Origin of the sequence: Psychrosphaera haliotis, from assembly GCF_009728465.1 — a bacterium.
Taxonomy (GTDB): Bacteria; Pseudomonadota; Gammaproteobacteria; order Enterobacterales; family Alteromonadaceae; genus Psychrosphaera; species Psychrosphaera haliotis.
In genome coordinates this window covers 385,954-398,970 of record NZ_WOCD01000001.1, presented here as the reverse complement: position 1 = coordinate 398,970, position 13,017 = coordinate 385,954, and the positions used below count along the sequence as shown (strand labels likewise).

12 protein-coding genes are annotated in these 13,017 nt (G+C 38.7%); 10 read left to right on the top strand and 2 right to left on the bottom strand.

All coding sequences use genetic code 11. The annotated features are described in order from the left end of the window. The first annotated feature begins 37 nt into the window (after positions 1–37). The 10 genes from GNP35_RS01815 to GNP35_RS01770 all read left to right on the top strand — a co-directional run bounded on the left by GNP35_RS01815 (position 38) and on the right by GNP35_RS01770 (position 11,228). A complete protein-coding gene (locus GNP35_RS01815; RefSeq protein WP_155693983.1) occupies positions 38–1,213 on the top strand; it encodes a prenyltransferase/squalene oxidase repeat-containing protein in 1,176 nt (391 codons plus the stop codon). After that, positions 1,214–1,969, top strand: coding sequence for a WecB/TagA/CpsF family glycosyltransferase (locus GNP35_RS01810; protein ID WP_155693981.1), 756 nt, complete (start codon positions 1,214–1,216; stop codon positions 1,967–1,969). A 2-nt stretch (positions 1,970–1,971) separates the two neighbouring features. Continuing rightward, positions 1,972–3,366 (top strand): undecaprenyl-phosphate glucose phosphotransferase, encoded by a 1,395-nt coding sequence (locus tag GNP35_RS01805; protein WP_155693979.1) that lies wholly within the window; start codon positions 1,972–1,974, stop codon positions 3,364–3,366. 114 nt (positions 3,367–3,480) lie between these two features. Further along, complete coding sequence (locus GNP35_RS01800; protein ID WP_155693977.1) at positions 3,481–4,572, top strand: hypothetical protein; 1,092 nt, start codon at positions 3,481–3,483, stop codon at positions 4,570–4,572. Further along, positions 4,562–5,704, top strand: coding sequence for a polysaccharide biosynthesis protein (locus tag GNP35_RS01795; protein WP_155693975.1), 1,143 nt, complete (start codon positions 4,562–4,564; stop codon positions 5,702–5,704). Before GNP35_RS01800 ends, GNP35_RS01795 begins: the two co-directional genes overlap by 11 nt. Further along, on the top strand, positions 5,685–6,566 hold the full coding sequence (locus tag GNP35_RS01790) for an ATP-grasp fold amidoligase family protein (RefSeq protein WP_196492376.1): 882 nt from the start codon (positions 5,685–5,687) through the stop codon (positions 6,564–6,566). The genes GNP35_RS01795 and GNP35_RS01790 overlap by 20 nt, the downstream gene beginning before the upstream one ends. After that, positions 6,563–7,711: a glycosyltransferase family 4 protein gene (locus GNP35_RS01785; RefSeq protein ID WP_155693973.1), complete on the top strand. Its 1,149-nt coding sequence runs from the start codon at positions 6,563–6,565 to the stop codon at positions 7,709–7,711. The genes GNP35_RS01790 and GNP35_RS01785 overlap by 4 nt, the downstream gene beginning before the upstream one ends. Then, positions 7,708–8,619 (top strand): NAD-dependent epimerase/dehydratase family protein, encoded by a 912-nt coding sequence (locus GNP35_RS01780; RefSeq protein WP_155693971.1) that lies wholly within the window; start codon positions 7,708–7,710, stop codon positions 8,617–8,619. Before GNP35_RS01785 ends, GNP35_RS01780 begins: the two co-directional genes overlap by 4 nt. 1 nt (position 8,620) lies before the next feature. Then, positions 8,621–9,169 carry a sugar transferase gene (locus GNP35_RS01775; protein WP_155693969.1) on the top strand — a complete coding sequence of 183 codons (549 nt, stop codon included), beginning with the start codon at positions 8,621–8,623 and terminating at the stop codon, positions 9,167–9,169. Positions 9,170–9,254: 85 nt separating this feature from the next. Beyond that, positions 9,255–11,228, top strand: coding sequence for a polysaccharide biosynthesis protein (locus tag GNP35_RS01770; RefSeq protein ID WP_155693967.1), 1,974 nt, complete (start codon positions 9,255–9,257; stop codon positions 11,226–11,228). 62 nt (positions 11,229–11,290) lie between these two features. On the opposite strand, the gene galU is transcribed toward GNP35_RS01770, so the two are convergent. Together galU and GNP35_RS01760 are read right to left on the bottom strand one after the other, a co-directional pair. Then, the gene (galU, locus tag GNP35_RS01765; RefSeq protein ID WP_155693965.1) at positions 11,291–12,184 is read right to left on the bottom strand and encodes a UTP--glucose-1-phosphate uridylyltransferase GalU; all 894 of its coding nucleotides are present in this window, start codon (positions 12,182–12,184) and stop codon (positions 11,291–11,293) included. A gap of 162 nt (positions 12,185–12,346) precedes the next feature. After that, positions 12,347–12,928: a hypothetical protein gene (locus GNP35_RS01760; RefSeq protein ID WP_155693963.1), complete on the bottom strand. Its 582-nt coding sequence runs from the start codon at positions 12,926–12,928 to the stop codon at positions 12,347–12,349. Between the last annotated feature and the right edge of the window lie 89 nt (positions 12,929–13,017).

Below are 13,017 nucleotides of genomic sequence, written 5' to 3'. Positions count from 1 at the left end.
TAATTAAAGTGGAGAAGGGGCTCTGCCCCTTTTTTTAATGGAATTAATAAAATTTAACAAAAACCTTTTAGATGAGGTTAAGAAAGATAAGTATGCCGGCAATGACCCTTTTGATGGGTTAAACTCGAAATTTATTGATTGGAGTCCGACATTAAAAAAATCTATTTTAGGTTTGGCTTGGACTCAATTTTTTAAGCGTTCACCAATCAACTTTAGACCTCTTTTTTTAGTACCAAAAAAAAGAAACCCTAAAGGGGTTGGCTTGTTTATTTTAGGCTTATTACAAGACTTTAGCCGAACCAAAGATACTAACTATTTAGATGAAGCAGAGTCTTTAGGTCGTTGGTTGTTAACGCAACAATGTGATAAGTCGGTATGGGACCATAGTTGTTGGGGCTATCATTTTGATTGGAAGGCAAAGGCGTTTTATGTCCCTAAAGGGAAACCTAACGTTATTACTACCATATATGTCGCGCAGGCATTATATGAGCTTTCAAAGGCTATACCGAATGGAAAAGAATTTGAGTCGGTTGCTTTTGACTCGGCACTATTTATTCAAAAATATCTGTATAGCAATTCAACTAGCGAAGGTGAGTATATTGCTTATATTCCGGGTGAAAATGCGTTTGTTCACAATGCTAGTTTGTGGGGAGCCGCATGGTTAGCGGTTGTTGGAAAAGCGACGAATAATACAACCCTTAAAGACATAGCGAAGAGGGTAGCGAAGAAGTCGGTAAACCAGCAAGCAGACGATGGCTCCTGGGTTTATGGCGCTATGCCACATCATCAATTTATAGATGGTTTTCATACTGGTTACAATTTGGAAGCTTTGGATATTATCCGAAAGTCATTAGAAATAGATGACTTTAATAATAGTATTGAAAAAGGTTTAGACTATTATGAAAGCGCGTTTTTCACAGAGGACGGCATAGCCAAGTATTATCATAACAACACCTACCCATTAGATATGCACTCCGTTAGCCAAGCTATAATTACGCTGATAAAAATAGAACCAACTGCTACGAGAGTTGAGTTAGCCAAACGAGTAATAGATAAGTCTTTTTCGACTTTGTATTTGCAGAAAGAGAATCGATTTGCTTATCAAAAAACTAAACAGCAATTAAATAAGGTAAACTACACGCGGTGGACTCAAGCTTGGGTTTATTACTCTTTTGCCTATTATTTAAACTTTAAAACGGACAGTAACAGTTAAATGAAAGAAATATCGTTTCTAAACAGTAGAATGAATGCAGTATCGATGAAAGAAACGGTGGCATTAATAAAGGCAAGTATTGAAAAGGGTGTTTTTTTTCAACATGTTGTGGTTAATGTAGCTAAATTAGTTAATATGCAATCAGATAAAGTTTTGCATGAGTCTGTGCAAGCTTGTGATTTAATTAACATAGATGGTCAAGGCGTTGTTCTAGGCGCTAAATTTTGCGGTCATGATATTCCAGAAAGAGTTGCTGGCGTTGATTTATTCCATGAGTTGATTGCTATGAGTGAAAAAGAAGGTTTTCCTATTTTTCTGCTCGGTGCAACTCAGGAAGTGGTAGAAAAAACACAAGAAAAGGTTAGGCAACTTTATCCCACTGTAATAATTGCCGGCTATAATGATGGTTACTTTTGGAATGATGAAGAAGCGGTTGTTGATAAAATTAGAAAATCTGGTGCTAAGCTTCTATTTGTTGCCATTACTTCTCCTAAAAAAGAAAACTTTATAAACAAGTGGCAAGACAAATTAGGTGTAAACTTTGTGATGGGCGTAGGTGGTACTTTTGATGTTGTTGCAGGTAAGGTAAAGCGTGCGCCGGTATGGATGCAAAAATATGGACTTGAGTGGCTATATAGAGTGTTACAGGAACCAAGCCGAATGTTTATGCGTTATTTAGTGACAAACTCTAAATTTGCCGTTCTTTTATTAAAAGAAAAGTTAGTAAAAAAGGCTAAGCCAAAGCCAAAGGATTAATAATGAAGTTTAGTCAAAGCGGTATTCTACACAATAATCAAACCTTTGTTTCTTTGATGCAAAGAGTTATCGATATTATTGTTATTGTTGGTTCATTACTAGCCGCTGTTCTTTATTTGGGACTTACCTGGAAATTACAGCATACAACTGCGGCGGTTGTTGCTGTATTTTTGTTCCACTTTACAAGCGAGTTAGATAACCTTTATATATCGTGGCGCGGTTTGTCGGTATTTAAAGAACTCAAAAAAGCGTTTGTGCACTGGTTTATAGCTAGTAGCGCAATATTTTTATCTGTAGGTTTTGTATTTACGGATTATTTGAAATCTCAGCAAATGCAGCTAATTTGGTTCTTTTTAGCAGGGGTATTATTGGTCTCCTACCGACTTGTATTGAGGTTGTTATTGCGGAAGCTCAGACAGAGTGGGCATAATACACGTACCGTTGTCATAGCTGGAGCTGGTGATTTGGGTCATAAATTAGCCTTTAAGATGCAAGAATCACCATCATTAGGTCTTATTTTTAAGGGCTTTTATGATGACTCTTCAAAACCTAAACACCCAGAACAAGTCAAGGGAAACTTAATTCAGCTGGTTGCAGATTGTAAAGCAGGAGGGATAGATAGAGTATACCTCGCGCTGCCCATGAGAGCAGAAGAACGCTTAAAATGGCTCATGAAAGAGTTAGCAGACACAACAGCGTCGGTTTACTTGGTGCCAGATATTTTTACTTTTAATCTTTTACATAGTAGAAGTGATGTTATTAGTGGTATTCCTACTATTAGTATCTATGACTCTCCGATAGATGGTAGCAATGGGATTATTAAGCGTATTGAGGATATTGTATTTGCATCAATTATTCTTGTAATGATATCCCCATTTTTGTTGGCAATAGGCCTCGCCGTTAAGTTTACTTCTAAAGGACCTATACTATTTAAGCAAAATAGGTACGGTATTGATGGTAAACCGATTAAAGTTTGGAAATTCCGCTCAATGAAGGTGATGGAAGACGGTGCTAAAGTTACTCAAGCCACAAAAAATGACTCGCGACTTACACCAATAGGAAGCTTTATTAGACGAACATCTTTGGATGAGCTACCACAGTTTTTTAATGTTATTACCGGCCAAATGTCGATAGTAGGCCCAAGGCCCCATGCTGTAGCGCACAATGAGGAGTATCGTAAGCTTATAGAAGGCTATATGTTACGTCATAAAGTAAAACCGGGTATAACTGGTTGGGCACAAATAAATGGTTGGCGTGGAGAAACTGATACTTTAGAGAAAATGGAAAAACGTATTGAGTATGACCTAGAGTATATTCGCAATTGGTCCCTTTGGTTCGATGTGAAAATTATAATTGGAACCGTGTTTAAAGGTTTCATCAATAAAAATGCCTATTAAACAGATAGAATAAAAAACAAAAGCTAAACTTCGGTTTAGCTTTTTTGTGTCTAGCCCTGTATATTAAACATCGCTAACAATAATTATAATAATAAGCACGGCAAACAAGCCCAAATGACCCGACGTAACTTTCTTGTTTTACTACTAATCGCAAAAGTCATCTTTTGCTTTATATCTTGGTATATCATTGGCGGCATCACTAAACTAGGTGATACTCAAGACTACCTCAGAGGTTATTTCTTATTTAGAGAAAGTTGGACCTCCACTGCTTTTATAATGTCTATAACCGGTAAACTGTTTTCCAGTCTGGTAGGTTATAACGTTATTGCAAATTTTCCGTTAATGTTACTGGGCTTTTACGGTATCTATTTGGGTACCAAACAGCTAGTTCTTACTAACTCGCAGTGGTTTGGTTTATTGGTCTGTTTGTGCTTTCCTTCCACGTTAATGTGGACCTCTATTCATTCTAAAGAAGCGGTATTAAACTTATTTTTTGGCGTGTTGGCGTTTTTACTTATCAAACGTTTAAATGGAGAGACTTGGAACGTTAAAGAAAAGGTAATGTTGTTGATTACATTCGCGCTCATTAGCTTTTTTAAACCTCTGTATGCCCCTGCTGTGTTTTGGTTTGCCTTTTATTCATCAACTTATAATCTTCGCGTAAAAAAATTACTTATAACCTTAACTATTAGTTTATTGGGTATAGCGTCCTTTATTGCGCTGTTGTATATATTTGAACAAGAGTTAGCTAGCTACCTTCAAACCTTCCACCGAAACTTTTCTGCAACAGGAGAGTTAACTCGAGTAGGCCGAGTATGGCAAACAGTGGACGACTTTTTACTCGATGCTTTAAATGGAATGCTCATCGCCTTTGTTGGCCCCACTTTTAACGAGGCTGCTGATAAAATAACCTTGTTGCCGTTTTTCTTTGAGGGTATAGCAACGTTATTTATATTTGCGGTATTGTTGCTCAAGTCTGTTGCTGCACCTCAAGGTATGTACGTACACACCTTTTTCATGTTGTTTGGCGGCGTTGTGTTGTTTTTCTTTGCGCAATATCCACTAGGCTTTTTTAATCCAGGTAGTGCCCTGCGTTATAAACAGGCCTTCCAACCCTTCTTGTTTATCATGTTTTTTTATTTTGCATTTAGCAGTCGCAACGGGCAAGTGAATGCCCAAAAGAGTGGTCAGAAGTATGTTTCCTAAAATTTTTATTCAATCTATTTCTTTGGTATTGATTCAGTGGTTAGTCATCAAGTTTGTTTTGAACAATGAAGGCGTGGAGGGAATAGGGCTTTATTTTCTTTATATAAGTATTTTGTCGCCTGTTTTTATGTTTTTTACAGGGCACTTTAAAAACTACGGGACGCAAAACTTATACGGTGATTGGTCAACGCTGGTTAACATTAGACTAATGCAGGTTGTCGCCACCTCTATTTTTGTTGCTATTGCGTTTGTCTATTTCCCCTCTGCTATTTTTCTACTTGTTGTGGCACTCAAGTTGTTTGAAGTTGGGGTAGATACCAAACTTGCCCAAGAAACACGAAGAGGCCGTATTCACGTTACTTTTTTATGTATAGTTTTAAGCCTTGTATTAATGGCTTTTGCTACGTTTTATATAAGTGACGTAGAAATTTTAGTTATATGGTTTTTAATCATTTTCACTGTATTTATTCTAAGTGTAGCAGTGCCACAAAAAAACGAGTTGAGCCTCAAGTCTGTGCCAGCACGACAATCATTTTTAACCATATTAAAAAGCGTAGGTTTGCAGTCTGCCGTTGTTGCGTTAGTGGGTACTGTGCCAAGGTTATCTTTAGAACACTTTGTAGGGCTAGAAGCGCTCGCAGTGTTTGGCACCATGAGTTATTTTGTATTACTGGCTCATGTCATCACTATGTCTGTATTTCAAAGTAGTATTAGTAATGAGAATGAAACGCTCAGTTTATTAAAAGTTAAAAAGAAACTGTCATTGTTGTTGTTAGTAGGACTGTTGGGTTTAGTAATCTCTTATTTTATTCACCAGCCTCTTATAGAGATTATTTTTGATGAGTCTATATCTCAGCATTCTCATTGGTTACCTTGGTTTGTGGGTTATATTGCAATTTGGGCCTTGGTTTCATTTTTAGAACAAACGGCTATACAACAGGGCGGTTCTAACTATTTGGTAAAACTTAATTTATCGATATTGGGCGTTGCAACCGTGATTTGTCCAGCGCTCATTTACTTTTTCGATTTTAATGGCGTTGTAGTATATATGTATGCATTGAATACTGGTAAGTTAGTGTTGTTGTGGTTGTTCTTGAAAAAGGTAAACAAACGTGGTCAGTTGGCAGTATAGATTTTTCTCAAAGTGGTTATCAGTTTTACCACTTAAGTTAAAGCTACGAATTTTGTATTTTAGGCGCTTTTATCGTCTACCAAACTTAGTAAAACCGGAAAGTTTTAATGAAAAACTGAACTGGCGAAAATTGCATGATTTCGATCCTTTATTAACGATAGCTGCAGACAAAATTGAGTCGAAGAAGTTTGTTGAATTAGTTTGCCCGGAAATTGAAATACCTAAAACATTGTGGGTAAGCGATAGGTTTGATGATTTGCCCATTGATAGCTTACCGAGTAAATACGTTCTAAAAGCCAATCATGGCAGCCGTATGAATTTGTTTATTGATGACTCAAACCGCCTTCAAATAGAACAATTAAAAGCATTGCTCCCTAGGTGGATGAATCACGACCAATTCATTACGTTAGGCGAGCGCGCCTATAAAAATATTGTAAAGCGTGTGTTTGCAGAGGAATTTCTTGAGTTTGCCGGTACGGTTCCAGATGACTATAAATTTTTTGTGTACCATGGTGAAGTTAAGTTTATTCAATTAGACACGGGTCGATTTGGGCAACATCATCGTAATATGTATAACGTGAATTGGGATGATTTAAATATAAATTTTTCTCACCAACAAAAACTCCCGTCACCAGAAAAACCATTACTATTTAGTAAGATGAAAGCAGCCGCAGAGAAGCTCGGCCAGTACTTTACGTTTATTCGAGTGGATTTTTATCAGCATAATAATAAGGTGTATTTTGGCGAGTTAACGGTTTACCCCGGCGCGGGTTATGAAGTGTTTCCAAGTTCTGACATTGACAAAATGTTTGGAGAACCTTGGGATATTAGTCGAAAGCCACAGAAGCAATATCAAATATGAAAACATTATTACTCGTAGTTAATGTAGATTGGTTTTTCAAATCTCACCGTCTTCCTATCGCTGTAGAGGCAATAAAGCAGGGTTATGATGTGCATCTTGCCTGTTTAGATACTGGCTTATTTGCAGAGCTTACCAAGCTGGGTATTACCTGCCATAACGTTCCATTTTCGCGTTCAGGTGTGAATCCTTTAAATGAATTTAAGTGTATGTGGGTGTTGGCACGTTTGATTAAACGACTGAAACCAAGCTTGGTTCACACCGTCACCATCAAGCCAGGTTTGTATACTGGTTTAGTCTCAAAATTTGTAAAGATACCGGCTATCGTATTTGCTATTTCAGGTTTAGGTTTGGTTTTTTCTTCTAAATCGCAACAAGTTAAACGTCGTTTAGTTGAGTTGTTATATCGTGCTGCTTTTAGCCATAAGAATAAAAAAATAATTTTCCAAAATCCAGTAGATAGAGAAACCTTATTGAGGGTATTAAAGACGCCATTGGATGTAGCAGAAATGATTAAAGGCTCCGGCGTTGATTTAAACGAGTTTAACTATGTTGAGCCACCAACTGGTGCTGTAAAAGTAGTTATGGCCGCTCGTTTACTTAAAGATAAGGGCGTTTATGACTTTGTGGACGCCGCACGTTCATACTCCGATTCGCACGCCAAAATGGAAGTGGGATTTGAGACTAAAGTAGAGTTTGTACTAGTAGGTGGTCCTGATTTAGAAAATCCGACCAGCGTCACACTGGCAGAATTTGAAAGCTGGCAACAGTCCAATTTTATTACCGTATTGGGTTCGCGTTCAGATGTGTCTGAAATTTTTCAAAATAGCCATGTGGTGGTATTGCCTTCTTATTATGGTGAAGGTTTACCTAAGGTTCTAATTGAAGCCGCTGCTTGCGGAAGAGCAGTGATCACGACGAATAACCCTGGTTGCATTGAAGCTGTGATCCCTAATGAAACGGCGTTGATTATTGAGCCTAAAGATTCATCGGCACTGCTTGGTGCTATTTGTGACTTAGCTTTGGATGAAAGTAAACGTCAACAAATGGGTATTAAGGGCAGAGAGTTTGCCTTGAATACTTTTGATGTTAAAGCGGTTGTACAACGTCATTTGACGATTTATAAGATGTTGGAAGTAGAACAGTGAAACGAATATTAATTACCGGAGCGAGCGGCTTTGTGGGTAGCCACGTTGTCAATTATTTTGCTGATCTTGTTGACGATTATGAGGTAAGCGCGGCGGTAAGAACCTTACCCTTGAATACTGAATCTCCCTTGTTATCACCTAAGTTAACGCTCATTGCCGTGGGGAATTTAACCGATCAAACTCAGTGGCAACAAGCCCTGCAAGATGTTGACGTAGTTATTCATTGTGCGGCTATTGCTACGGCACTGAACTCTGATTCATTGGCAGAGCAAAACAATGATTTTACTATGGTGAATACCTTGGCCACATTACATTTGGCTCGCCAAGCTGCCGAAGCTAAGGTAAGTCAGTTTGTGTTTATGAGTAGTATAAAAGCTGAAACTGCCGATGATGCTTATGGAAAATCAAAACAGGCTGCTGAAAAAGGGTTGCAAGCTCTTAATACTGATATGGTGGTGGGTATTTTAAGGCCGTCTATTGTTTATGGTAGCGGAGTAAAAGGGAATATTGCCAGTTTAACTAAAGTCTTAAAAAAGCACATACCTCTACCATTTGGCTTAATTAAGAATAAACGCAGCTTTTTATCGGTACAAAACTTAGTTGGGCTTATTCAATACCTTATTGAGCAGAATAGAGCCGGCGTTTACAACGTATCTGATGGTCAAACAATTTCCACTACTGATTTGCTCAAGGCGATGAGGGCGGGAACGAACAGTAAAAGTATTTTATTACCGGTGCCTACCAGCGTATTTAACCTTGCCGGCAGATTGCTGAACAAACAAGATGTTATCAGCCGACTGGTAGGTGACGCTGAAGTGGATATTTCACATACCTTACAAAACACAGATTGGAAGCCAACTGGAAACACGGCCGAATTAATCACGCAGTATTTAAAAAGTGAGCGATAACATGTTACGAATTCTTGATATTTTGTTTTCTTTAATGGGTCTGGTTGTAGGTTTTCCTATATTGCTGATTATTTATTTGGTGGGGTTGTTTGATACTGGCTCACCGTTGTTTTTTCAACAGCGAGTTGGCCGAAATAAAAAGCCGTTTACGTTAGTTAAATTCAGAACTATGTCGGTGAATACTAAGTCTGTTGCCAGTCATTTAGCCAGTGCGTCAGCAATTACGCCGTTAGGCGGTTTCCTTCGTAAAACCAAATTAGATGAACTTCCTCAACTTTGGAACGTACTAAAAGGTGAAATGAGTTTAGTTGGGCCGCGTCCAGGTTTGGACAACCAACTTGAGCTTACCAATGCCCGGGATAAACATGACGTTTACAGTGTAAGACCTGGCATTACAGGAAAAGGCCAAGTTAATGATATTGATATGTCGACGCCAGAACGTTTGGCCAAAGTTGATGCTGAGATGATAAATGAGTTATCCCTCAAGTCGTATTTTGTGTATATCATTCAAACAGTAACGGGAAGTGGTCAGGGCGACCGAGTCGGCTAGCAATAATGTTTGTCTAATGAGATAGCGCAAAAGACTTTAATAGCTCAAAGAATTATTAAAAATAATAATAACAATAAGAAAAACAATGAATAAAAACTTTAGTTTATTTGATATACCGCGTGCATCTAAAACCATTATTGCGGTTGTTGTTGATAGTATGTTAATCGGTATTGCTTTTTTTGCCGCGCTTGCCGCTCGTTGGGACGACGTTTCAGTTATTTATGATCCCGCACATTGGTATATTTTTTCACTCGTGTTATCGGTTTCATTACTTGTTTTGATTCGTCTAGGGCTTTATCGCTCCATGCTTCGTTACCTCAACAATCAAGTGTTTTGGTCTATAACCTTAGCGGCGATGGTTGCCTTGTTTGCAACAATTAGCTTTTCTTTCTATTTAAAAATAATGATCCCTAGAACGGTGCCGTTTATTTTTGCTGGCTTTTTTATCTTGCTAGTGGGCGGCATAAGAATGATTGCACGTGCTTTCTTGGCAGAAAAATCACTACGTGAAAAACAAACAGTAATTATATACGGCGCTGGCGCTGCCGGGCGACAACTGGCAACAGCATTAACTCACGGATTAGAAAACTCCGTAGCTGGCTTTATAGATGATGATGAAAATAAACGAGATACCATCATTCAAGGCATTAAGGTATACAGTAGAGAAGAGTTACCTCAACTCATTGAAAAAAGAGATGTTCATCATGTTTTACTCGCCTTGCCTAGCATCTCTAATGATGAGAGAAGAAACGTGCTTAATTTTCTTGAGCCTTTGCCAATAAAGGTACTGACAATCCCTGCTATATCTGACCTAGTAAATGGCAATGCGGCATTAGAGCAGTTTAAGGAAGTTGAAATTGATGATCTGTTAGGGCGAAATCCTGTTTTACCGAAACCAGAATTAATGGCCAAGAATATTAAAGATAAGGTTGTTTTGGTATCTGGTGCTGGTGGCTCTATTGGCTCAGAGTTGTGTCGTCAAATTATTAAACAACAACCAGCCCAATTATTACTTTTTGAACTAAACGAGTTTTCCTTATACGCCATTGATACTGAGTTAAAAAGCTTAGGTTTAGACAATGTAGAAGTAATTTCCTTAATTGGCAGTGTGCAGGATAAAAGGCGTGTTGAGTCTATTCTATCCACTTTTAGTATTGATACTATTTACCACGCGGCGGCTTATAAACACGTGCCTATTGTTGAGCATAATGTTACTCAGGGTGTGCGTAATAATGTGTTTGGTACTCTCGCAATGGCGACATCGGCGGTTAAGCATAAGGTTGCTACTTTTGTGCTGATTTCTACCGATAAAGCAGTGCGCCCAACTAATGTGATGGGAGCAACAAAGAGAATGGCTGAGTTGACACTACAAGCGCTCGCTAAGCAAAAAAGCGATACTACCTTCTGCATGGTTCGTTTTGGCAATGTACTTGGCTCATCAGGCTCTGTAGTTCCCTTATTTAGAAAGCAAATTCGAAGTGGTGGACCTGTGACCATTACTCATATGGATATCACTCGGTACTTTATGACGATCCCGGAGGCATCTCAGTTGGTTATTCAAGCTGGCGCAATGGCAAAGGGCGGTGATGTTTTTGTTTTAGATATGGGTGAATCCGTTAAGATTGTGGACTTAGCTAAAAAGATGATCCGTTTTAGTGGTTTAGAAGTGAAAGACCATAACAATATAAATGGTGACATTGAAATTAAGTGCACAGGCTTGCGACCTGGCGAGAAACTGTATGAAGAGTTATTGATAGGGGACAATGTAGCGGGAACGTCTCACGAGCGCATTATGACCGCGCAGGAAGTCATGTTGCCTTGGCCTGTATTAGAAGAGTTGCTTGATAGGTTAAATGAAGCATGTCGTGATAGCGACCAAATTATGATACGCCACTTGTTATTAGAAGCGCCAACAGCCTTTAAACCTACAGACGAAATATGCGACCTAGTTTGGGGACAAAAGAACCGAGAATTGGAAAGAGAATTGGCCTTGTCATTGGAAGCATCTAAGGCCTTTGATGAAAAACCCAAGGGCTTTCACTCAGAGCAAGCAGGTTAATTATTAGCCTCTTATGTATAGCAAGAGGCTAATTAACATAACCAATTTAAATGGACTAAATATTAGTCTTTTAAGTATTCGTTAAATGCATCACCAAGTAGCGGATGACGCTTACTATACTCAACAAATGCTTTCATATAACCAAGTTTGTCACCGCAGTCGTGGTAGCTACCTTTCATGACATAGGCATTTACTTTTTCCCAGTCCATTAAGGTGGCTATGGCATCGGTTAATTGAATTTCATCACCTGCGCCTACTGGCGTTTTCTCTAAGATATCCCAAATTTCCGCAGACAGGACATAACGGCCTACTACCGCTAAGTTTGATGGTGCATCGTCTACGTCTGGTTTTTCTACCATACCAACCATTGATTTTGAATCACCAGCTTTTACTTTAACGCCATCAATATCGGCAATGCCATACTTATTAACGTCTTCGTTAGGTACAGCATCAACCATAATTTGACTGGCACGAGACTCATCAAATAAGTTGATCATTTCAGCAAGGTTATCTTTCTTCAGGTTTGAGTCGTAGTCGTTAATCATCACATCAGGCAGTACAACGGCAAATGGATTATTGCCTACTAGCGGTCTTGCACAGGCAACAGCATGCCCTAATCCTTTGGCTTCACCTTGACGAACATGCATAATAGTTACGTCTCGCGGGCAAATAGCTTGAACTTCATCGAGTAACTGACGCTTAACGCGTTTTTCTAGGATTGACTCTAATTCAAAACTCTTATCAAAGTGGTTTTCGATGCTATTTTTTGAAGAGTGGGTAACAAGAATAATTTCTTTTATTCCAGCTGCAATAATTTCGTTTACAACGTACTGAATTATTGGTTTGTCAGCAATAGGTAGCATTTCTTTTGGAATGGCTTTAGAAGCCGGTAACATGCGTGTACCTAAACCCGCTACAGGTATGATGGCTTTTTTGACTCTTGAAGTTGAGCTCATTGAAGTCTCCTTTATGTCCTAGTTTCAATGATTATAAGAAGCCGCTGAGGGCATTTCCTCACTACGGCAAGCTGGATAATAGCAAAAAGGAGAGTTAAGGCCTACTAAATACAAGATTTAATAAGCCCTACTATATAACTAAATCCAGAAGCAGAACTAAAACTAAAAGTGGTATGACATTGTGACTGCTAAACCCACCATGTGAGTAAAAGTGTCAGGCCCTGTAGACTGTGTATATGGAGCATCATCTGGGTGGATTTTGTCTCTCGCCAGTTTGTCCATTAACTGTAGCTCAGCACCAAAAGACCAGCGCTTCCACGACTGAGGTTTATAGAAGGTGCCAAAGCCTAAGTTATATCCATAGGCTGGAGTACGAAAGTCATACCTTGAGGCGCCAATAAACGCTCCAACTTGCCAACTTTCATCAATAATGTATCGATAATCTAACGCTCTAAATGAGGTCAGCAAATTACCATCAATCTTCTGTATTTCTATTTTGGCACCAACCAGAGAATGATCACTAACTCGTTTGTTTAAAGCAAACCCGATAAGTGGAGACACTTCTGCGTCATCAAAATCCACAGAAGGACCACTATGGTCTACAAGAACTTTTTTTTGGAAAAGCCCTAGTCCAATGTCAAATCGGCCATTTAAACGGTCATATTCCACCGCTAGCGTCGGAGCAGTTGTAACTATTAAGCAACAGGTGATTAACTTTATTTTTGAAGAGGTTTTATTTTTCATTTTGTTCTTACCAACCTAACGTTACTGAAATGCCAGTGTTCTTTTCCGACAATGTATTTTTGCTACTGTATAAAGTCAATTGAGCGTCA

Bases quoted from the DNA above. Each gene is read 5' to 3' on its own strand.
- GNP35_RS01815 (WP_155693983.1), top strand. From the start codon at position 38: ATGGAATTAATAAAATTTAACAAAAACCTTTTAGATGAGGTTAAGAAA.
- GNP35_RS01810 (WP_155693981.1), top strand. From the start codon at position 1,214: ATGAAAGAAATATCGTTTCTAAACAGTAGAATGAATGCAGTATCGATG.
- GNP35_RS01805 (WP_155693979.1), top strand. From the start codon at position 1,972: ATGAAGTTTAGTCAAAGCGGTATTCTACACAATAATCAAACCTTTGTT.
- GNP35_RS01800 (WP_155693977.1), top strand. From the start codon at position 3,481: ATGACCCGACGTAACTTTCTTGTTTTACTACTAATCGCAAAAGTCATC.
- GNP35_RS01795 (WP_155693975.1), top strand. From the start codon at position 4,562: ATGTTTCCTAAAATTTTTATTCAATCTATTTCTTTGGTATTGATTCAG.
- GNP35_RS01785 (WP_155693973.1), top strand. From the start codon at position 6,563: ATGAAAACATTATTACTCGTAGTTAATGTAGATTGGTTTTTCAAATCT.
- GNP35_RS01775 (WP_155693969.1), top strand. From the start codon at position 8,621: ATGTTACGAATTCTTGATATTTTGTTTTCTTTAATGGGTCTGGTTGTA.
- GNP35_RS01770 (WP_155693967.1), top strand. From the start codon at position 9,255: ATGAATAAAAACTTTAGTTTATTTGATATACCGCGTGCATCTAAAACC.
- galU (WP_155693965.1), bottom strand. From the start codon at position 12,184: ATGAGCTCAACTTCAAGAGTCAAAAAAGCCATCATACCTGTAGCGGGT.
- GNP35_RS01760 (WP_155693963.1), bottom strand. From the start codon at position 12,928: ATGAAAAATAAAACCTCTTCAAAAATAAAGTTAATCACCTGTTGCTTA.